The sequence below is a fragment of the Streptomyces sp. NPDC018045 genome (assembly GCF_044327445.1).
Lineage (GTDB): Bacteria > Actinomycetota > Actinomycetes > Streptomycetales > Streptomycetaceae > Streptomyces.
The window spans coordinates 90,798-112,048 of record NZ_JBIRFL010000011.1 but is presented as its reverse complement, the minus strand read 5'-3'; the positions used below and the strand labels follow the sequence as shown (position 1 = coordinate 112,048).

Annotated in this window: 12 protein-coding genes and 1 pseudogene; 10 read left to right on the top strand and 3 right to left on the bottom strand. The window is 73.8% G+C overall.

The window, feature by feature from the left end:
• Nucleotides 1-17: 17 nt before the first annotated feature.
• The gene (locus ACH4EB_RS24005) at nucleotides 18-230 is read right to left on the bottom strand and encodes a hypothetical protein (RefSeq protein ID WP_398349617.1); all 213 of its coding nucleotides are present in this window, start codon (nucleotides 228-230) and stop codon (nucleotides 18-20) included.
• A 299-nt stretch (nucleotides 231-529) separates the two neighbouring features.
• Between ACH4EB_RS24005 and ACH4EB_RS24000 the strand changes: the two genes are divergently transcribed.
• The 5 genes from ACH4EB_RS24000 (at nucleotide 530) to ACH4EB_RS23980 (ending at nucleotide 6,593) form a co-directional block, all read left to right on the top strand.
• On the top strand, nucleotides 530-1,102 hold the full coding sequence (locus ACH4EB_RS24000; RefSeq protein ID WP_398349616.1) for a DUF2690 domain-containing protein: 573 nt from the start codon (nucleotides 530-532) through the stop codon (nucleotides 1,100-1,102).
• 189 nt (nucleotides 1,103-1,291) lie between these two features.
• Nucleotides 1,292-2,524 carry an acyl-CoA thioesterase/bile acid-CoA:amino acid N-acyltransferase family protein gene (locus ACH4EB_RS23995; protein ID WP_398349615.1) on the top strand — a complete coding sequence of 411 codons (1,233 nt, stop codon included), beginning with the start codon at nucleotides 1,292-1,294 and terminating at the stop codon, nucleotides 2,522-2,524.
• A 167-nt stretch (nucleotides 2,525-2,691) separates the two neighbouring features.
• Entirely contained in the window at nucleotides 2,692-4,248 is a 1,557-nt protein-coding gene (locus ACH4EB_RS23990) for a M48 family metalloprotease (RefSeq protein ID WP_398349614.1), read from the top strand.
• A gap of 220 nt (nucleotides 4,249-4,468) precedes the next feature.
• A complete protein-coding gene (locus ACH4EB_RS23985) occupies nucleotides 4,469-5,515 on the top strand; it encodes a hypothetical protein (RefSeq protein WP_398349613.1) in 1,047 nt (348 codons plus the stop codon).
• Between the two features lie 133 nt (nucleotides 5,516-5,648).
• Nucleotides 5,649-6,593 (top strand): DUF4190 domain-containing protein, encoded by a 945-nt coding sequence (locus tag ACH4EB_RS23980; protein ID WP_398349612.1) that lies wholly within the window; start codon nucleotides 5,649-5,651, stop codon nucleotides 6,591-6,593.
• Nucleotides 6,594-6,690: 97 nt separating this feature from the next.
• On the opposite strand, the gene ACH4EB_RS23975 is transcribed toward ACH4EB_RS23980, so the two are convergent.
• Nucleotides 6,691-7,314 carry a GPP34 family phosphoprotein gene (locus tag ACH4EB_RS23975; protein WP_398349611.1) on the bottom strand — a complete coding sequence of 208 codons (624 nt, stop codon included), beginning with the start codon at nucleotides 7,312-7,314 and terminating at the stop codon, nucleotides 6,691-6,693.
• A 430-nt stretch (nucleotides 7,315-7,744) separates the two neighbouring features.
• Here ACH4EB_RS23975 and ACH4EB_RS23970 point away from each other — a divergent pair, with 430 nt between their 5' ends.
• On the top strand, nucleotides 7,745-9,112 hold the full coding sequence (locus ACH4EB_RS23970; protein ID WP_398349610.1) for a rhodanese-like domain-containing protein: 1,368 nt from the start codon (nucleotides 7,745-7,747) through the stop codon (nucleotides 9,110-9,112).
• Between the two features lie 86 nt (nucleotides 9,113-9,198).
• On the opposite strand, the pseudogene ACH4EB_RS23965 reads toward ACH4EB_RS23970, so the two are convergent.
• Nucleotides 9,199-9,471: pseudogene (locus ACH4EB_RS23965) on the bottom strand (metal-sensitive transcriptional regulator); the annotation flags it as partial.
• Between the two features lie 155 nt (nucleotides 9,472-9,626).
• Here ACH4EB_RS23965 and ACH4EB_RS23960 point away from each other — a divergent pair.
• From ACH4EB_RS23960 to ACH4EB_RS23945, 4 genes are all read left to right on the top strand, one after another.
• Nucleotides 9,627-10,235 carry a rhodanese-like domain-containing protein gene (locus ACH4EB_RS23960; RefSeq protein ID WP_398349609.1) on the top strand — a complete coding sequence of 203 codons (609 nt, stop codon included), beginning with the start codon at nucleotides 9,627-9,629 and terminating at the stop codon, nucleotides 10,233-10,235.
• A 732-nt stretch (nucleotides 10,236-10,967) separates the two neighbouring features.
• Complete coding sequence (locus ACH4EB_RS23955; protein WP_398349608.1) at nucleotides 10,968-19,040, top strand: amino acid adenylation domain-containing protein; 8,073 nt, start codon at nucleotides 10,968-10,970, stop codon at nucleotides 19,038-19,040.
• Between the two features lie 154 nt (nucleotides 19,041-19,194).
• Nucleotides 19,195-20,004 carry an SAM-dependent methyltransferase gene (locus tag ACH4EB_RS23950; protein WP_398349720.1) on the top strand — a complete coding sequence of 270 codons (810 nt, stop codon included), beginning with the start codon at nucleotides 19,195-19,197 and terminating at the stop codon, nucleotides 20,002-20,004.
• Between the two features lie 385 nt (nucleotides 20,005-20,389).
• Nucleotides 20,390-21,154 carry a hypothetical protein gene (locus ACH4EB_RS23945; protein ID WP_398349607.1) on the top strand — a complete coding sequence of 255 codons (765 nt, stop codon included), beginning with the start codon at nucleotides 20,390-20,392 and terminating at the stop codon, nucleotides 21,152-21,154.
• Nucleotides 21,155-21,251: the final 97 nt, after the last annotated feature.

The window sequence follows — 21,251 nt, the reverse complement described above, 5'->3', positions numbered from 1 at the left end:
CGGGACCGGGCCGCCTGTCACGGACCGGTGGCAAGGGCGTCGTTCGCGCCCGCCGCATCCGGTGCGGCGTCGGCCGTACCCGGGGGCTTGGCCGCGGCAGGCTCTTGCGTGTCGCCGCCGCTCGCGCCCTCCGGAGCGCGGGTCCGCCGTCCGGCGAGTTCCCTGGCCAGCTTTTCCGAGAAGAGGCGCATTTCCGCCTCGGCCCTGAGGTCGAACACGATTCCTCCCATGTGCCTCTTCTTGCCGGTCCACCGACCGACGCCGCTGAAGCGTCACCGGGCAAGGCGCCGCTTCACCTGCCGCTGTACCCGGCCTTTACCTTCCGGCCGCCGACCGCAAACGACGCGGACGACCTCGGCATCACCACTTGGCGCACGCCTCGCGCGACGCGCCCCCGGCGCGCGCCATAGGCGAACGCCCGTCTGGCCGGCAAAAACCCGGCCTGCTCGCACGGGGCGTGAATCATTCTTACGGTGCGCCGCAGGGCCGCCGATGCTGGTGGGGCAGCGGAGGGCGTCGGGAGGCAGGGGTGAGCGATTCCGAGGTCGAGGCCGAGGCCGCGGGTGAAGGCGCCGGAAGCCGGTCGCCGTGGCGCCGCCTGTGGCGCTGGCTGTGTGCGCACAGTACGCACGCGCTCCTGGTCGCGGTCGCGGCGGCCGTGGTGGGCGGGGCGGTGCCGGTTCTGCTGACCGGGGCGTTGCAGGACTGGCTCTCACCGCCGCCACCTGCTCCGGCCACGTGCCCGGGAGCCGGCTGCGACGGGAAGGACCCGCAGAAGGAGGGGTGCTCCGCCGACGCGGTCACCTGGCTCCCGCCGAAGGACAACCCGGTCTCGCTGCACGTCCGTCACAGCAAGCGCTGCGGGGTCGTGTGGGGACGGATCACCAACGCGGAAGTGGGGGACGTGGTGACCGTCCGGGTGGAGGGCGGCTCGGCCCGCAGCGCCGTCGTCGAGTACGGCAAGGACCAGTACACGCCGATGGTCTCGGTGGGCCAGACCTTCCAGGCCACGGCCTGCGCGGAGCCGACCATCTCGGCGTCGCGCACCGGGACCTGGCGCAAGTACTGCATCGTCGTGACGGACGGCACCGCTTGGAAGTAGGCACCGCCCGGCCGGTGACGGTCGCTGTCCGTTCTGGCTCTTCCCTCGTCGGCGTCCGCCGCCCACACTGCTGGGATGCCAGGACCGAACAGACGGGGCAGCGGGGGCAGCGGGGGCAGCGGCAGTCACAGGGGCAGAAGCAGGGGCCGTACCGGCCGTCGGACCGCGGTCCGCGCGGCGTCGGCGGTCTTGGCCCTGCTGGTCGGCGCGGGCTGCACCGAGGGCCGCGAGCAGGGCGGCCACCAGCACAGCCGGACGGCCACCCTCACCGTGGACAAGCCGGCCGCCCTCGCGGACGAACCGGTGCGCATCCGGATCAGCGGGCTCGCCGCCGGCGACGAGACGACGGTCATGACGCACGCCACCGACCACCGGGGCAGGGCCTGGTCGGGGCGGGCCGTCTTCGCCGCCGCCGACGGCACCGTGGACCTGCACCGCGACCGGCCCCGGACCGGTACCTACGGGGGAGTCGACGGGATGGGCCTGTTGTGGTCCATGCGCCCTGCCGAGGGCGACCCCGACACGACGTGGTTCCTACCGGACACCTCGCGGACGGCGGCTTCCTACCGGGTGCGTCTCACGGTGGCAGCGGGCGGCCGTACGCTGGCCGAGCGGCACCTCACCCGTACCTGGACCAGGTCCGGAGTGCGGCACCAGGAGTTCACCGTCTCCCGGGACAAGGTGCGCGGGAGTCTCTTCCTGCCGTCCGGGCGCGGCCTCAGGAGGGCGCCGGTCCTCCTTCTGGGCGGCTCGGAAGGCGGCCTCGCCAACGAGACAGCGGCCGCGCTGCTGGCCTCCCGGGGCCACCCGGCCCTGGCTCTGTGCTACTTCGGCTGCGAGGGGCGTCCCAAGAACCTGGCCGGCATCCCCTTGGAGTACTTCGCCACCGCCGCCCGGCTGGTGCGCGACCAGCCGCGGGCCGATCCGCGGCGGCTCGCGGTGATCGGTGTCTCCCGCGGCTCCGAGGCGGCGCAGATGCTGGCGCAGTACTACCCGGACCTCGTCCACGACGCCGTGGCGTACATGCCCAGCCGCGACACCTGGGACGCGTACCACCCCGACTGCCTCAGTTGCGGGCGGGGGCACGCCGCATGGACCCACCGGGGCAAGGCCCTGCGCCTGGCTCCCATCCCGCTCGACCGCGTCCGAGGCACCGTGCTGGCCATCGGCGGCGGGGACGACCGCCTCTGGAACTCGCTCGCCTCCGCCCGGTCCATCGCCCGGGAACGCAATGCCGCCGGCCGTCAGCACCGGGCTCTGCTCTACCCGAAGGCCGGGCACGCCGCCGCGTTCTTCCCCTACCTGCCGAGTGCGGTGGAGGGTGACGGCCGGCCCTTGGGCGGCACCCGCGCAGCCGACGCCCACGCGAAGGCCGAGAGCTGGCCACAGGTTCTCCAACTTCTCCGGCGAGCCGGACAGTAGCCCGCCGCCCGCTCCTCTCGCGGCGCGGGCGCCCGGCCCGGCCCCCGGCCCGACGGCCGCCGCTGTCGTGCGGGTGTTCGGTAACGGCGAAAATGGTCCAGGTCATGAGCATGTCGCACATATGATCCTCTCGCTCTGTTTTTCTGTTTGTGGGGGGACTCTGCCCTGTGGGCACATCGCTGCGCGCCCTGCGCGCACTGATCCTGCTGGCCGGCTTCTACGTTCTCGCCCTCGCCGTACTCGGCGTGCTCACCGGTGCCGCCCTCGCGGCCTGGAGCCGGGCACCGGCCGCAGGCGCGGTCACGGTGACCGCCGTCGCCGTCCTGCTGGGGCTGCCGGTCCTGCGGGGTGTCTGCACGCTCGGGCCCGGCGACGGCGGTCCGCACGGGCTCGCGGTCACCGAGGCCGAGCAGCCCGAGCTGTGGCGCGTCGTCCACTCGCTGGCCGGGCGCACCGGCACCCGGGCGCCCGACGCGCTGCTCCTCACCGAAGAGGTGAACGCGTCCGTTCACGAGCACACCCGGCTGCTGGGCCTGCTGCCCGGCCGGCGCCGCCTCCACCTCGGCGTACCGCTGCTCATCGGCCTCAGTGAAGCGCAGTTGCTCTCGGTCATCGCCCACGAACTGGGCCACTACGGCAACGCGGACACCCGGCTCGCGGGCATCACCCTGCGCGGCCGCGACAGTGTGCTGCGGACGGTGGAGGGCTTCCGGGCGCCGGGGCGCCGGGGCGACCGGGCGCGGAGCCGTCCCGGGAGAATCGTCGGGCGGTTGCTGTACGGGGCGGTGGCCAGGCCGTTCCAGGCGTACGCGCGGTTCTGCCTGCGGGCCACGCAGAGCGTGGGCCGGCAGCAGGAACTCGCCGCCGACCGCGTGGCCGCCCGTGTCGCGGGACGCGACGCCACGGCCTCGGCGCTGCGGGAGATCGCCGTCCTCGACGCCGTCCACGACTTCTACGTGGACCGGTACCTCGGCCTCGGCGCCCGGGCCGGCCTGCTCCCGCCGCGCGGCGAAGTCGTCGGCGGCGTACGGCAACTGCTCGGCGACCCCCGGCTCCAGGCCGACTTGGCGGAGTTGCGGGGCGAACCGCCGGCCGGCGACCGGTCCCCGTACGACTCGCACCCGCCGGTGGCCGAACGGATACGGCTGATCGAGGCCCTGCCCGAACACGGCCCGGCCGCCGCCCCGGAGCGGCCCGCGCTGGCGCTGTTGCGCGATGCGGAGCGGGTACTGGTCGCGCTGGAGGGCGTCGTCCTCACCCCCGAGGCGCGGGCCATGGAGCGCGTCGGCTGGCCGGACCTGACGCACCGCGCCGTACACACGCTGGCGGACACCGGCGCGCAGCCGTTGCGGACGGCGATGGCGGCCTCCGGCCTCGCGCCGGGCAGCGCCGCGGAAGACCTGACGGCCCTGCTGGACGCCGTCGACTCCGGACGGCTGTGGCTGGTCGCCGGTCATCTGCCCAAGTCGCCGGAGGCCGCCCGGGCGAGCGGCCGGGCGGCGCGCGAGTTCCTGCGCCCGGGGCTGGAGGAGGGCGCGCGGCACCTGGCGGAACTGGCCCTCGTCGAGGCGTCCGGGGCGCGCTGGGAGCCGTCCTGGGCCGCCGGGCCCCGGCTCCGGCTGCCGGGGGAGCGGGACGTGGAAGAAGAGGTGGCGGCAGCGGTACGGGCGGCCGTCGCGGACGCCCCGGACACCGGACCGCTGCGCGCCCTCCTCGCCGGCTGACCGCACGTCACCCCGCCGACCGACGACTCGCCACCGCGAACCACTTACTGCGAACCACTTACTGCGAACCACCCACTGCGAACCACCCACTGCGAACCACCCACTGCGAACCACCCACTGCGAACCACCCACTGCGAACCACCCACCGCGAACCACCCACCACGCCGGCAGCCGCCCGCGCCGCCCGGCGAAGACACCTCGATCGGATCACTGAGAGCCCATGCACGGGATCCTTCCCCTCATCGTCATCACCGGCACGCTCTGCGTCTGGCTGTGGAAGCGCAGACGTACGACGAAGCTCGCCGCGGCGGCCGGTGCGGATCTGCTGCCGCCGGAGCGCCAGGACACGGAACGGTCCTGCCCCGATCCCGTGGCGGACGGTGTGACGGCGGCCCTCTCCCAGGGCGAGTGGCAGGCTGCCGCGAAGGCGATCAGCGCCGCAGGCACGGACTGGGAACGCCGCTCCCATCTGGTCGGCGTCGCCGCCGACCGGGCGGCCGAGGACGACACCTGGCTGCGGGCCTGGGAGGCGGAGCGCCCCGACGACCCGGACGCGGCCGTGGTCCGCGCGGCCGCGCAGGTGACGCTGGCCTGGGAGATCCGGGGCGGAGGGTGGGCCGAGCACACCACGTCCGAGCAGGCCGCCGGGTTCCACCGGGTACTGGCCGAGGCCGGGGAGGCATTCGTGCGGGCGGAGGCGCTGGCGCTGCCCGACGACCCCACCCCGTACGTCAAGCGGATTCCGCTGTACATGGGCCTGAACGCCCCGCACGAGGCGATGCTCGAACTGTGGAGCGAGGTCACCGCACGCGTTCCGTACCACTTCGAAGGGCACCTGAACGCACTCCAGTACTGGTGCGCGAAGTGGCACGGTTCCGCCGAGACCGCCCGTGACTTCGCGGGGCAGGCCGCGGCGGCGGCTCCGCGCGGCAGCCTGCTGACGGCGCTGCGCCTGATCGCCTGGTACGAGCACCACGACGACGAGGCGCCGTCCGAGGCGTACGGCTGGCCCGAGGTCATGGGGATGACCGACGACGCGTTGCGGGACGTCGGCGCGGCCCGGCCGGACGATCCGAGGGTGGCGTCGGTCCGGCACCTGCTGGCGTACTTCCTGACCCGGCAGGGGCGTTACGAGGCGGCGCTGGAGCAGTTCCGCGAGGTGGACGGCTATGTGAACGCGCGGCCGTGGCGCTATTACTCCGACCCGGCCAAGATCTACTGCCACTTCCGGACCAAGGCGCTGCGGGGCGCCGTGACGCCGGAGTGAGCAGGCGGCAGGGGGAGGGCCGGACGGTCGGGCGCGGGCCGGGCGGCCGGTCGTTCGGCTCCGTGGCGGGCCTCACCCATGCGACCGGTATTGTCGGCATCTTGCCTGTTTCAAGAAAATTCGAGGACCGTACGTGACCGTATCCACTCCGCCCGACGGCGAACAGCCCGTCGACCCGGCCCCGGCCCCGGCTGCGGCCCCGAGCCCGGCCCCACCGAGCCCGCCCTCGCCGCCGGCTCCTGCCCCGGACGACCATGACCCGTGGCGCCCGCCGTCCCCCGGTCAGGCCCCCGCCCCCTGGGGCCCGCCCCTGACGGAGCCACCGTTCGCACCGCAGCCCGGCAACGCCATGGCCGTCGCGGCGCTCGTCCTCGGCGTCCTCGGTGTCGTACTCGGCCTGGTCATCCTCCTGTTCTGGATGTCCTGGCTGCCGGCGCTGCTGGCCGTGATCTTCGGCTCCGTCGGGCTGAGCCAGGCACGCAAGGGCCGGGCGCGGGGCAGGGGCATGGCGCTGGCCGGGGTGATCCTCGGTGGGTTCGGACTGCTGATCGCGACCTGTGCCGGACTCTTCTTCTTCCTCGCGGCGCAGAAGGCGGCCGACGACAACCGCGCCCGGGCCGAGCGGGCCGCCGAGGCGAAGTCCTCCGCCGAAGCACGGGAAAAGGCGCGGCATCTGTCGTTCGGCGGTTCCTACACGTTCGGGAACGGTCTGAAGGTGACGGTCGCCAAGCCGAAGCCGTTCGTACCGGACGGCTACGTCCTGGGACACGCGAAGGGCAACAAGGCCGTTCAGGTGACCATCACGGTGGTCAACACCGGCACCGAGCGGGTCGAGGTCGAGACCGGGCTGCCCAGGGTCAACGACGCCGACGGAGCCTCGACGGAGCTGGTGATCGACGGGAGCGGACGGCAGAAGGTCATCACCGGCTATGTCCTGCCCGGCCGGGAGACCGTCGGCAAGTACGCCTTCTCGCTGCCGCCGGACGCCGCCGACCGCATGGAGGTCGAGTTCACCCCCGACGCGAAGCGGTGGCAGCGGGCCTACTGGAGCGGCCCCACCGAACTGACCGGGAAGTGACCAGAACACGCCCGAGGGCACCGGCCGCCCGGGTGTACGCCATGGCTCTCCGTACCGGACGGGTCGGTCTCGTCGGCAGCGGGTGACCGCATGGGCTCTAGACACTCCGCCAGATGTTGTCGAAAGCCGCCTGTTCGACGGAGCGGCGCTGGCGAACGGCCTCCAGTTCCACCACCGCCTCGTTGACGGCGGCGAGTACGGTCATGACCGCGTCGTCGGTTCCGCTCAGCGAATCGGCGGCCGGCGCGTCGTGGATGTGGGCGGCGGCCGCGAGGGCGGCGAGGACGGGCTCGCCCGAGGCCCAGCGGTCGGCCGCGTGGCCGCGGGTGGCGGACGAGGAGGCCAACGCCGTCCGGCCGGTACGGAACGGAAGCCGGCGGCGTTTGCGGATGATGAGCCCTTCTTCCGTCAGGGCGGCCCGGTAGACCGCGGACAGCCCGCGGCCCCGGCGCCACAGCCAGTCCTCGACCGTTTCGTACGGCGCCTGCCGGACAAGTGCTGACGCGGCCGCGTCCAGCAGACGGTCGGCCGGCGCCCGTCGGTCGCGGTCCTCGGGCACGATGCGGTCGCCGTCCAGGGCGACGGCACCGGCGTGCAGCAGGTCGATCACCTCGGCTCCCGCCAGGGCGAGCGAGAGATCGCCCGGGTCCACGGGGCGGGGGGAGTCCGCGTCCATGGCGACGAGCATGGCGATGATCTGGAGATCCCGCGGTGTGGTCATGGAGGAGACTCCGTGTTCCGTGTCAGGGGCCGGCAGTGGTACGGCGGCGCACGGCCGGCCGGCCGTCAGGGACGGGGCGCGGGCCTGGCAGGGGCGCGAGCTGTGCGCGTAACGGACGGCGTCTTGAGCGTAGTTGACTGTAGTCCGGTCCGCGCCGGAGCGGGCAGTCGCCAGGGCGGAAGCGCCGCGTGTCCGGCGCTGTGGTGGTGCCGATGGCCCCGCCCCTCCGCGCGGACTGCGACTGCGGCCGCGGCCGCAGGCCGGATTCCCGGATACCCCGCCGGGTACGCGTCCCGAGGAGAGGGCTGCCGGAGGGGGCGTTCCGATCCTCAAAAGACGGGCGAAGCGTTCGGAAGGCCGAGGCGGTCGAGACGGCTGAGACGGGCGCCGGGCCCCCAGGGCACACCCGTTCCGTGAAGGAGGCGCAACCGTGTTCTTCGTCGACACCCTGGCATGCGAGGGCCTGGGCAACCGCAGCTACCTGGCCGGTGGCGACGGTGCCGCGGTCGTCATCGACCCGCCGCGCGACATCGACCAGGTGATCGCCGCCGCGGCGAGGCGCGGGGTGCGTATCGCGTACGTGGCGGAGACCCACATCCACAACGACTACATCACCGGCGGCCTGGAACTGGCCCGCGTCGCCGGCGCCGGCTACCTGGTCCCGGCCGCGGCGCGCGTGTCGTTCGCCCGTACCCCCGTCGCCGACGGCGACACGGTCACGGTGGACGACGGCCTGGTACTGCGCGCCATCGCCACTCCCGGCCACACACCGCACCACACCTCCTACGCGCTGGTGGACGGCGGCCGGGCGGTGGCGGCCTTCACCGGCGGATCGCTGCTGATCGGCACGGTCGGCCGCCCGGACCTGGTCGAGCCGCGGCTCACCGAACGGCTGGCCCGGGCCCAGTACGCCTCCGCCCGCCGTCTCGCCGACGAACTCGACGACGCGGTGCCCGTGCTGCCCACCCACGGGTTCGGCAGCTTCTGCTCCTCCGCCCGGACCGAGGGGGACGCCACCACGATCGGCAAGGAACGTACCGCCAACGACGCGCTCACCCTGGACGTGGACACCTTCGTCGCCCGTACGCTGGCCGGCCTGGACGACGTACCCGCCTATTACGTCCACATGGCCCCCGCCAACGCCGCGGGCCCCGCCCCCGTCGACCTCACCCCGCCCGGGCCCGCCGACGCGCGGCAGATCGCCGAGCGGCTGGCCGCGGGGGAGTGGGTGGTGGACCTGCGCGGCCGGGTCGCCTTCGCCGCGGGACATGTGGCCGGGTCGTTCAACTTCGAAGGCGACGGCAGGCTCGCGACGTACCTGGCCTGGCTGATCCCGTGGGGCAAACCCGTCACCCTGCTCGCCGCGACGCCGGAGCGGATCGCCGCCGCCCAGCGGGAGCTGACCCGGGTCGGCATCGACCGCCCGGCCGCCGCCGCCACCGGCGACCCGGCCGGCTGGATCCGCGCGGGCGAGAAACTCGCCTCGTTCCCGCGCGCCACCTTCGCCGGCCTCGCCGCCGCCCGTGAGCGCGGCGACGAGGCCGTGGTGCTCGACGTACGCCGTGCCTCGGAACGCGCCGATGGCCACGTCGACGGCTCGGTGCACATCCCGGTCCACGAACTGCACGGCCGTATCGCCGAAGTCCCGCCGGGCACGGTGTGGGTGCACTGCGCCGGTGGAATGCGCGCGGCGATCGCCGCCTCCCTCCTGGACGCGGCGGGGCGGCGGGTCGTCGCCGTCGACGACGGTTTCGAGGCCGCGGCCGACGCGGGCCTGACGGTCACCGCCAGCTCCTGATGCCCGGTGCGACTCCCGCCCCGGCTGCCGGGCCGCGCGTCCCGGTGAGCAGCGCGGCCACCGGGCGTCTGCGCACGCCTCAGGCCAAGCGACAGGAACAGTTTCTCCAGCCTCGCCCGCATCTGCTCCCGGTCGCCGCCGGTCCGCTCCTCGTCGGCCATGCAACGTTGCAGGCCCGTCGCGATGATCGCGAACCCGGCCCGGTCCGGTGCGCGGGACACCGCGGCAAGCTGGGTGATGACGTCCTCGCAGTCCCGGCCGTCCTCGATCATCCTGATGATCCCGGCGATCTGCACCCGCGCCCGCCGCAGCCGGTTGAGCACGCTCTTCAGCTCATCGGCCGCCATCTCCAGCTCCACACGTCCTCCTCCGTGGCCCACACCGCGCCCCGGGGCATCCGGGTCGCCCGGGGCATTCCGGGGTGCGGCTTCGCGCGGTCCCGGATACCCCCGTGGGTATTCCAGATCGCCCGGGCCCGCCTCCCCAGGTGCACGAGACGAACAGGAACCGCCACATGATCAGCCACGCCGCCGTCCACCCGGACCAGGCCGCCGCCCGCCTGAGCGCCTACACCGTCATCGACGTACGCACGCCCGGCGAGTACGCCGCGGGCCACCTGCCCGGAGCCCACAACATCCCCCTCGGCCACCTCGCGACCGCCCTTCCCGCCCTCAAGGCGGCAGCCGCCCGCGGCGAACTGCTGATGGTCTGCGCGTCCGGCTCCCGCTCCGCCACCGCCTGCGAACGGCTCGCCGCCGCGGACGTCCCCGCCACCACCCTCACCGGCGGCACCACCGCCTGGACCGCGCAGGGCCACCCCGTCGAGCGCGCGGTGAACACCGGCCCCGGGAAGAACTCCCGAACCGGCAAGGACTTCGGCGCCAAGGCCGTCTGGCCCATGGAACGCCAGGTCCGCCTCGCCGCAGGTTCCCTCGTGGTAGCCGGTCTCGCGGTCGGCACCCGCTACCGTCGTGCCCGCTGGCTGTCCGCCGCGATCGGTGGCGGCCTGGTCTTCTCCGCCCTGACCGACACCTGCGGCCTGGCCGCCCTGCTCGCCAGGCTCCCCCACAACCAGCCCCGCGCCACCGACCTCGACGCCACGCTCGTGGCCCTCGGCCGGTGACCGGCGGGCGCTGACGCAAGAGTGCCCGGTGTTCTGCCCGTCCGTGTGAGCGTCCTCATGGCCGGGTCGGAGAAGGCCGGCCGTGCAGGGTTCCGATGTTTCCCGGGAATACGGGATACGTCGGTGAACAGAGCGGCGGTCCTGCGACGTTTCCGATCAGCCGGCGGCCGTCGGTCAGACGCTGGAGAAGCTCGCCGCCTTCTCCGCGGAATAGCTCTGACCGCGCTCCGGCTCCGGCGGCCTTACCGGAATGATGTGCGGGGCATGGAGAACAACCAGTTGGACGCGTAATTGCCCAAGTGTTCGTCCAACTGGTTGTAGTTGACCCCCAACTTCGCGGACCGCAGAGTGAGAACTGTCGACCCGCGCATCACGGCATGTCGGCCGGTCGTCGGCCGACATGGAATGCACAACAGGAATGGGATTCGCTGTGCCTGTGGCCATGAGGCCGGCCATGGGGCGCCCTGTATACCGGCGGGTGAGTTCGCCGCGCCTGTTCCGTTCATTGTCATGGTTTCCGTGGCCGGTGCCGGACCGGATGTCCGCTGCCGTTCCGTGCCTTGCGCGTCGCGCTATTCCACGACGTGCTGTGCCGTGCGGTCGAGTGTGCGTGCTGCCCGCCGAAGGGGGAACCATGAACGGCCTGCCGTACTCCGCTCCGTCCCTGCGACGGAAATCCCCGCAACGCCAGTCCCTGCGCCGCAAATCCGTGCAAGGGAAAACCCACGGGAAATGCCGCCGGCCGAACGCCGGGACCGGACGATGACCGGCCCGGAGCGCACGGCGGTCGAGGCGCCGGCCGCTTCGGTGCGGGAGCTGATCGGTCGCCGGGTGGCGCGTACACCGGACGGGGTGGCCGTGGTGGACGGCGAACGCAAGGTGACCTACGAGGAGCTGGAAGCGGCGTCGAGCACGCTGGCCGCGTACTTGTCCGCCCGGGGTGTGCGGCGCGGTGACCGGGTCGCGGTGGTGCTGAAGCGGTCGGCGGAGCTGTTGGTGGCGCTGCTGGGGGTGTGGAAGACAGGGGCCGCGTACGTTCCGGTGGACAGCGGATATCCCGCGGAGCGGGTGGCGTTCCTGCTGGCGGACGCGGCCCCGGTGGTGGTCCTGTGTGCGGAGGCGACCCGGCCGACGATCCGGGCCGTGCTTCCGGCCGGTGCGGAGGTCGTGACGCTGGACGAAGCGCGGGCGGCGGAAGCGCCGGCCGGGCGCACGGCCGGCCGTGCCGAGGTGGCGGTGGGAGCGGAGGACGCGGCGTACGTCATGTACACCTCCGGTTCGACGGGGGTGCCGAAAGGCGTGGTCATCCCGCACGGGAGCGTGGCGGCCCTGGTCGGTGACCCGCGATGGGGAGTGGGCCCACGGGACGCGGTGCTGGCGCACGCGCCGTACGCCTTCGACGCGTCGCTGTTCGATCTGTGGCTGCCGTTGGCGGTGGGCGGCACGGTGGTGCTGGCGGGACCGGACGCGCTGGACGCCCAGCGGCTCGGCGAGGCGGCGGCCGACGGTGTGACGGCGGTGCAGCTCACGGCGGGGCTGTTCCGGGTGGCCGCGGCGGAGGCACCGGCGTGCTTCCGGGGGTTCCGGCAGGTCATGTGCGGTGGGGATGTCGTACCGGCCGCGGCGGTGGCGCGCGTCCGGGAGGCGTGCCCGGAGGTGACCGTGCAGCATCTGTACGGGCCGACGGAGGCCACGCTGTGTGCGACATCGCATCCGGTGGGGCCGGGCGACGAGGTGCCGGGCGTGCTGCCCCTCGGCCGGCCGATGGCCGGCCGCCGCCTCCACGTACTGGACGCGGGGCTCCGGCCGGTCGCGCCAGGTACGGAAGGGGAGCTGTACCTCGCCGGGGCCGGCCTGGCCCGCGGCTACCTGGGGCGCGCGGCATTCACCGCGGAGCGCTTCGTGGCCTGCCCGTTCGCACGCGGCGAGCGGATGTACCGCACCGGAGACCTGGTGCGGAGGACCGGTGACGGGGAACTGGTCTTCGTCGGGCGGTCCGACGAGCAGGTCAAGATCCGTGGCTTCCGGGTGGAACCGGGCGAGGTGGAAGCGGCCCTGGCCGCACACCCGGCGGTCGGGCAGGCCGTGGTGGTGGCCCGGGAGGACCACCCGGGCGAGCGGCGGCTGGTCGGGTACGTCGTGCCCGCCGCCGGTCCGGCGCCGACGCGGTCGGGCGCGCCCACCGATCCCCCGGCCGGCGCGCTGCTCGCCGACCTGCGTGACCACCTGGCCGCGACGCTGCCCGAGTACCTGCTCCCCGCCGCCCTCGTACCGCTGGACCGGCTGCCGCTCACCCCGCACGGCAAGGTCGACCGTAGGGACCTGCCGGCGCCCGACTTCACCGGAACCCCGCAGCAACAGCCGCGCACGGCCGCCGAGGCGGCCCTCTGCGACCTGTTCGCCGAGGTGCTGGGGCTGGACCGGGTGGGCGCCCGGGACGGCTTCTTCGAGCTGGGCGGCGACTCGATCAGCTCCATGCAACTGGTGTCGCGAGCCCGGCGGGCCGGGCTGCTCCTGACCTCCGGCCAGGTCTTCGCGCTGGCGACGCCGGAGCGGCTGGCGGCGGTGGCCGGGACCGTCCCGGGCCGGTCGGAACGCGACGTGGCGGACGACGAGGGGACCGGGGACGTGCCCTGGACGCCGGTGATGCGGGCGCTGGGGGAGCGGGCGGCCGGCCGCGGGTTCGCACAGTGGGTGATCGTCGGCGCGCCGGCCGGGCTGACGCGGGACGTGCTGGCCGGCGGACTGGCCGCCGTACTGGACACCCACGCCATGCTGCGCGCCCGGGTCACGACGGACGGCCCGGAGCCGGTCCTGACGGTGGCCGGGCGCGGCACGGTGAACGCCGCTTCGCTGGTCACCCGCATCACACCCGAGGCCGGCCGCTCCGTGGACGACACCGCCGAGCGGGCCGCACGGGACGCGCTACGGCGGCTCGACCCCGCCTCCGGCACGCTCGCCCAGGTGATCTGGCTGGACGCGGGCCCCGCGCGGACCGGCCGGCTGGTGCTGGTCGTCCACCACATGGTGGTGGACGGGGTCTCCTGGCGCATCCTGCTCCCCGACCTCCAGGCGGCCTGCGAGGCGGTCGCCGCGGGGCGGCAGCCCGCCCTCGACCCGGTCGGCACCTCCTTCCGGCGCTGGGCCGAACTGCTGGCCGCGCAGGCCACGGACGAGCGCCGCGGCGCGGAACTGGCCGGCTGGACGGCCTTGCTGGACGGTGGTGACATGTCCCTGGGGACGCGCACGCCCGACCCGCGGCGGGACACCGCCGCCTCTGTGCGCCGCGCGGAATGGACCGTTCCCACCGCCCACGCCGCGACCCTGACCGGCCGTACACCGGCGGCGTTCCACTGCGGTGTGCACGAGGTTCTGCTGTCCACGCTGGCCGGAGCGCTCACCCACTGGCGGCCGGACACCGTCCCGGCCGCCGGGCTGCTGGTGGACGTGGAGGGCCACGGCCGCGAGCCGGTGGCCGAAGGCGTGGAACTGGCCCGTACGGTGGGGTGGTTCACCGACGTGCACCCGGTCAGGCTGCGCACCGCGGGCGTGGACCTCGGCCAGGCCCTGACGGGCGGCCCCGCGGCCGGCGCGCTGCTGAAAGCGGTCAAGGACCAGGCGCGGGCGGTGCCCGGCGACGGACTCGGCCACGGCCTGCTGCGTCACCTCAACACCAGTACGGCACCGGCCCTGGCCGCGCTCCCGGCCCCTCAGGTCTCGTTCAACTACCTGGGCAGGTTCCGCACCGGTGGGACCCGTACCGGCCCGGCCGGGCCCTGGCAGCTCGCCGGGCACGCCACGATCGGCGAGTCCGCCGACCCCGCCATGCCCGTCCTGCACGCCCTGGAAGCCGAGGCCGCGGTACGGGACACCCCCGACGGGCCCGAGCTGACCCTCGCCCTGAGCTGGTCGGACCACCTGCTGGACGAGACCGCCGTACACACCCTGGGAGAGCTGTGGCTCGGCCTGCTCGGCGGCCTGGCGGCGCACACCGGCACCTCCGGAGCGGGCGGACACACACCCTCCGACTTCCCGCTGCTGCCCCTCACCCAGCAGGACGTGACGGAGCTGGAGGAGGCGGTCCCGCAGCTCGCGGACGTCTGGCCGCTCTCGCCGTTGCAGGAAGGGCTGCTGTTCCAGTCCGTCCACGACGAGCGGGGACCGGACGTCTACAAGAGCCGCTGGACGCTGGAGCTGGACGGGCCGCTGGACGTCGGCCGGCTGCGGGCTTCCTGGCAGACCCTGGTGGACCGGCACGCCGCCCTGCGGGCGAGCTTCCGCCGGAGCGCGTCCGGCGTGGCCGTACAGGTCGTGGCACGCGACGTCCCGCTGCCCTGGCAGGAAGCGGACGTGTCGCACCTGCCGGAGGACGAGGCCTCGGCCACGGCCGGGGAACTGGCCGTACGGGAACAGCGGCGGCGCCTCGACCTGGCGACGGCGCCGCTGTGGCGCCTCCTGCTGATCCGCCTCGGCGCACGACGGCACCGTCTCGTCGTCCTCACCCACCACATCCTGATGGACGGCTGGTCGCTCCCGGTGCTGGTCGCCGAGTTGTCCGCGGCGTACGAAGCGGGCGGCGGCGACGGCGCGCGGCGGGCCCCGGTCACCTCGTACCGGGAGTACCTGGCATGGCTGGCGCGGCAGGACAAGGAAGCCGCACGGGACGCCTGGCGCGCCGAGTTCCACGGCTCGGACGAACCGACCCTGGTGGCACCGACGGCACCGAAACACGGCGCGACCGACCCCGAACACCTCCACGCGGACCTCCCCGAAAAGCTGTCCCGCCGGCTGGAGGAGCTGGCCCGCACCCACGGCCTCACCGCCAACACCGTGATCCTGGGCGCGTGGGCACTGGTGCTCGCCCGGCTGGCCGGCCGTACGGACGTGGTCTTCGGCGCCACGATGGCCGACCGGCCGCCCGAACTGCCGGGCGTGGAGACCATGGTGGGCCTCCTGATCAACACCCTGCCGGTACGGGTGCCGCTGGACGCCGCGCAGCCGGTGCTCGCGCTGCTCAAGGACGTGCAGGAACGCCAGTCCGCGCTGCTGCCCCACCGGCACCTCGGCCTGTCCGAGGCACAGAAGCTGGGCGGGCCCGGCGCGCTCTTCGACAGCATCGTGGTCTACCAGAACCTGCCCCGCCCGCCTGCCGCCCCGGACCGGCCCGGCGCGCTCACGATCCGCCTGGCGGACGTGACCGACGTCGTCCACTACCCGCTGGGCCTGAACATCACCCCCGGCGAACGGTTCCGGATCCACCTCATCCACCAGCGCGGAACGGTCCCCGGAGAAGTCGTCGCAGCGCTGCCCGCACGACTGACACGGGTACTCGAACAACTGGTCGCCGACGGCCCGGCGCCCGTCGTGGGGCGGGTCGGCGTACTGGACGCGGAAGAACACCGGCTGGTGGTGGCGGAATGGAACCGTACGGAGGTGCCGCTGCCCGCCGTCCTGGTGCCGGAGCTGCTCCGCCGGCGCGCGGCGCGCTCGCGTGACGCCGTGGCCGTCGAGGACACCCGACGGACCATGACCTACGGGGAACTGGCCACCGAGGCCGGGCGCCTGGCCCGCCACCTGATCGGCCTCGGAGTGGGCCCGGAGCACCGCGTCGCGGTGGTGCTGCGGCGCTCCGCGGAGTTCCTGACCGCGGCGCTCGCCGTGCACATGGCGGGCGGCGTCCTCGTCCCCGTCGATCCGGACTACCCGCCGGAGCGCCGGGCCTTCCTGCTCCGGGACGCCGGCCCGGCGGTGGCGCTGTGCGCCGCCGACACCCGGCACGCGGTCCCGGACGGCCGCGCGGCCCCCGTGGTCGACCTGGCCGACCCGGCCGTGACCGACGCCCTGGCACGCCGCGCGGGCGGCTTCGTCACGCAGGCGGAACGCCGTACGCCGCTGGGAGCGGACCACGCGGCGTACCTCATCTACACCTCGGGCACCACCGGCGTACCGAAAGGCGTCACGGTCACCCACCGCGGCCTGCGCAACCTCGTCGCCGACCGGGTGACCCGGTTCGGCCTGGGCCCGGACAGCCGCGTCCTCCAGCTCGCGGCCCTCAGCTTCGACGTGTCGATCGCCGACACCTGGCCCGTACTGTGCGCGGGCGGGCGCCTCGTCCTGGCCCCGCCGGGGCCGCCGCCCCTGGGCGAGGACCTGGCCCGCCTGCTGCGCGCCCGGCGGATCACCCAGCTCGGCGGCGCCTCGTCCTTCCTGCTGCACCTGCCGCCGGAAGACCTGCCGGACCTGCGGGTGCTCGTCTTCGGCGGCGAACCCCTGACCGAGGACCTGCGGCGGCGGTGGGCACCTGGACGGCGGCTCCACGAGGAGTACGGGGTCACCGAGGCCACCGTCGTCCAGACCTCCACCGCCCCGCTGACCGGCGGCGGGGCACTCACGGTCGGCGGCCCCGTCGCCAACACCCGGCTGTACGTCCTGGACGCGTTCCTCCAGCCGGTCCCGCCCGGCGTGCCCGGGGAACTCTACGTGGCGGGGGAGGGCCTGGCGCGCGGCTACCAGGGACGCGTGACGCTGACCGCGCAGCGGTTCGTGGCGTGCCCGTTCACGCCCGGCGAGCGGATGTACCGTACCGGGGACCTCGTGCGCTGGACCGGCGACGGCGAACTGGTCTTCGCCGGGCGGGCCGACACCCAGGTCAAGATCCGCGGCCACCGCGTGGAACTCGGCGAGGTGGAGGCCGCGCTGGCCACCCACCCCCGCGTCGCCGAGGCGGCGGTCACGGTACGCGAGGACCGGCCGGGGGAGCGGCGGCTGGTGGGCTATGCGGTGGTGGAGGAAGGGGCGGAGGCCGGCGGCCGGCTGCTGCAAAAGCACGTCACCGGGCTCCTGCCCGAGTTCATGGTGCCCGCGGCGGTCGTGGTGCTGGACGCACTGCCACGCACCCCGAACGGGAAGGTCGACCGTGCGGCCCTGCCCGCACCCGACTTCACCGCGCGGGCCGCCGGCCGGGCCCCGCGCACCCCGGCAGAGGACGTCCTGTGCCGGCTGTTCGCCGAGGTCCTGGGCCTGGAACGGGCCGGTGTCGAGGACAGCTTCTTCGAGCTGGGCGGCGACTCGATCATCTCCCTGCAACTGGTGGCCCGGGCCCGCCGCGCCGGACTGGTCCTGACCTCACCGCAGGTGTTCGAGGCGAAGACCCCCGAACGGCTCGCCCGGCTGGCCCACACCACGGACGGCGGCACCGGCCCACGGACCTCCGCGGACACCGGCGTCGGCCGGATCCCCTGGACCCCGCTCATGCGGCGGCTGGGCGAACGGATCACCGGCGGCAGGTTCGCGCAGTGGGCTATCGTCGCCACACCGGCCGGCCTGACCCGGGACGCCCTGGCGGCCGGGCTGCGCGCCGTCCTGGACACCCACGCCCTGCTACGGGCACGTGTGGTGCCGGACGGGGACGGACGGGCCCTGGAGGCGCGCGAACGAGGCTCGGTGGACGCCGAACCGCTGATCACCTGCCTGCCGGTCACCGAAGACCGCGACGGGACCCCCGACGGGGTACGCGATGGGTCTCTCGACGGGATACCCGGCGGCTCCCTCGACGGGCTTCTGGACGAGACCGCCGAACGGGCGGCACGGGAAGCCGTCGTACGGCTCGACCCGGCCGCGGGCACCATGGTGCAGGCGGTGTGGCTGGACGCGGGGCCCGGCCGGGCGGGGCGCCTGGCGCTGGTCGTCCATCATCTGTCGGTCGACGGGGTGTCGTGGCGCATCCTGCTCCCGGACCTGCGGGCCGCGTGTGAGGCGGCCATGGCGGGCGACGTGCCGCAACTCGACGAGGTCGGCACGTCGTTCAGGAGCTGGGCGGAGGCGTCGGCGGCGAGCGGGGCCGCTCTCCCGCCTTCCACCGCGGGGACATCCGACGGACCGCGTGCACCTGCCGATCCGCTGCCGGTCGGGCGGGCTCTCGACCCGGCCGCCGACACCGCGGCGACCCTGCGCGAACGCTCCTGGCCGGTACCGGCCCCACAGGCGGCCGTGCTGACGTCCCGTACCCCGGCGGTGTACCACTGCGGCGTGCACGAGGTACTGCTCGCGGCGCTGGCGGGGGCCGTCGTTCACGGCTGGGGCCGGGGAGCCGGCACCGAGACCGTCCTGGTGGATGTCGAAAGCCACGGCCGCGAGCCGGCCGACGGAACGGATCTCTCCCGTACGGTGGGCTGGTTCACCACCCTCCGCCCGCAGCGGCTGGACCTCACCGGCGTCGACCTGGCCGAGGCATCGGCGGGCGGCCCCGCGGCCGGCCGTCTCCTCAAGACGGTCAAGCAGCAGGCGCGAGCCGGGGCGGAGGACGGGCTCGACCACCCCACGAACCTCACCCCCTCCGCCGACCCTGATCACCCCGCAGACCCCAATCACCCCTCAACGCAACCGCACTTCCCACCCGCCCGCATCAGCTTCAACTACATGGGCCGCTTCCTGGCCGCCGCCCACGCCCGGACAGGCCCGCCCGAAGCCTGGGACCTGACCGGTGAACCGGCCATCGGCTCCTCGGCCGACCCCGACATGCCCGTCCCGCACGCACTGGAAGCGAGCGCGCTCCTACGGGACACCACGGACGGCGCGGCCCTCACCCTCACGCTCACCTGGCCGGGCCGACTGCTGAACGAGACCGTGGTGGCTCACCTCGGCCGCGCCTGGCTGGCCATGCTGGACGGCCTGGCCGGTCACACGGACACCCCGGCAGCCGGTGGGCACACCCCCTCCGACTTCCCTCTCCTCGACCTGGAGCAGGACGAGATCGAACAATTCGAGGCGATAGCAGACCGGTTGAGTGACGGAACGCCACGGTGAGCAGGGCGTGGCCGTACCTGTTCAGGCTGACGCGCGAGAAGCCCCACGCGCCTCAATAGGCCCACCGTCCCCGCGGGTTCCTCTCGGGCACCGCATACACTCGCCGTGGCGCCGGACCGTCGTGGCGCGAGGACAACCGTGAGGAGCAAGGGTGTTGGAGCAGGGCTACCCGGTGGACCGGATCGATACCGGTACGGCTCACTCGGCGCGCGTGTACGACTACATCCTCGGCGGAAAGGACCATTACGCCGTGGACCGCGAGGCGGGTGACGCGATGTGCGGGGAGTGGCCGGCGCTGCCCGTGCACATGCGGGCCAACCGCAAGTTCATGCACCGCGCGGCCCGCTACCTGGCTCGCGAGGAAGGCATCGGGCAGTTCCTCGACATCGGCACCGGCCTGCCCACCTCCCCGAACCTGCACGAAGTGGTCCAGCAGGTACGGCCCGACGCCCGAGCCGTGTACGTCGACAACGACCCGATCGTGCTGACCCACGCGCGGGCGCTGCTCACCGGCTCCGCCGAGGGCCGGACCGCGTACGTCGACGCCGACATGCGCGACCCGGAGGCCATCATCGGCTCCGACCAGTTCCGGGAACTGCTGGACCTGCGGCAGCCGGTCGGCCTGATGATCATCGGTATTCTCCACTTCATCCTTCCGCCCGACGACCACAGTCTGGTGCGCCGCCTCCTGGAGCCGCTGCCCCCGGGCAGCTTCCTGGCGATGACCATCGGAACCGCCGACTTCGCGCCCCGCGAGGTCAACCGGGTCGCGGACGAGTACGCACGCCGGGGCATGCCCATGAAGCTGCGCACCAAGGCCGAGTCCGCGGCGCTCTTCGAGGGGCTGGACCTGGTCGCCCCGGGGCTGACGCAGGTCCACCAGTGGCGCCCCGACGCCGACCAGGAGCCGGTGGACGACCGGGACATCGCGATGTACGGGGCCGTCGCCCGCAAGACCACCTGAGGCACCCGGCCGGGGACGCCCGGCCCAGCGCCTGCCGCGACCGCGCGCTGAAGGGCACGAAGCTGCTCGAACATGGCCTGCCCGGCTCCGTTCCCCGAGGTCACGGCCGTTCTCATGACGGCGGCGCAGGCGATCGGCGGGCGCGGTGCCGGAGATGGCGAGCGATCCACCGCTGCTCGTCGCGACAAGCGTCCCCGGCCAACTACGGAAAGTCGATACGAAGTCACCATTTTGCCGGTTGTTGACTATTCCTTGGTCATTCATTGCCGGTAGCGTCCTGTCCTGATCGGCGAGCCCGATCAGGGCCACCGTGCCCCGGATCGTCGTCTGCTCGTCTCGTCTGCTCGTGGCTCCTCGTGAGCCGCTGGATGTCACCGGAGGATGCATGACCTCTCGTATCGCCGCCGCCCTGGCCACGTGCGCGCTGAGCCTCGGGGCCCTCGCCTCGGGCGTCGGTGCCGCCGCAGCGGCTCCGTCGGCCGCCGGCGACGCCGAAGCGCCTTCCTTCAAGGCCGCGGTCGACGCGCGTGCCGCGGCCGTCGACCGGTGCAGGTATCAGGTGGTCCGCTCCGACGACTCCCGCTACGTCTACTCCGTGAGCGGGATCATCGGCGGCAGCGCCCGCGAGCTGCCGATCCAGAAGGAGGACTTCGTGAGGTTCTCCGACAAGTGGCTCAAGGTCACCCAGGTCGACGCGTGCGCCGGCGGGCAGGGCCAGGCCCCCGCCACGCTCCGTGTCACGGGCAAGTTGGAGAGGCCGGAGAACTACGAACCGTCCGTGCCGCGGACCATCCGCAGCGACGCCCTCAGGCCCGCACCCTCCTCGGTGATCCCGAAGGCCCCGCGGCTGACGTCCGTCGACCGCCTCGACGCGGCCACCGTCCGCGTCAACTGGGAGCCCGCCCAGGGCAATCCGGACCAGGTGGTCCTGCTGGAGCGCAAGCCCTTCTACAGCAGCGAGATCGGCCTGTGGCACCCCTACACGTTCCAATGGAACGTGCCGAGCGGCGCCACCTCGATGGACCGGAAGTTGCAGCGCAACCCCGACATCCCCGCAGAGGTCAGGTCGCACTCGTACTGGATGCGCGTGCTGAAGGGCGGTTTCGTCAGCGACCTGCGCGCCGAGAAGCCGACCACCGTCGAGCCGTAACGAGCGAGTGCGGCGACGGGCGCCCGACTGGTACGAGCCAGGGCGGGCGCCCTCGTCGTACCTGCGCCCGGCTCCAGGCCATGTCCGTACGGCCAGG

Coding starts and splice junctions, on each gene's coding strand:
- ACH4EB_RS23960 (WP_398349609.1), top strand. CDS start 9,627: ATGATCAGCCACGCCGCCGTCCACCCGGACCAGGCCGCCGCCCGCCTG.
- ACH4EB_RS23975 (WP_398349611.1), bottom strand. CDS start 7,314: ATGACCACACCGCGGGATCTCCAGATCATCGCCATGCTCGTCGCCATG.
- ACH4EB_RS23955 (WP_398349608.1), top strand. CDS start 10,968: ATGCCGCCGGCCGAACGCCGGGACCGGACGATGACCGGCCCGGAGCGC.
- ACH4EB_RS23985 (WP_398349613.1), top strand. CDS start 4,469: ATGCACGGGATCCTTCCCCTCATCGTCATCACCGGCACGCTCTGCGTC.
- ACH4EB_RS24005 (WP_398349617.1), bottom strand. CDS start 230: ATGGGAGGAATCGTGTTCGACCTCAGGGCCGAGGCGGAAATGCGCCTC.
- ACH4EB_RS23945 (WP_398349607.1), top strand. CDS start 20,390: ATGACCTCTCGTATCGCCGCCGCCCTGGCCACGTGCGCGCTGAGCCTC.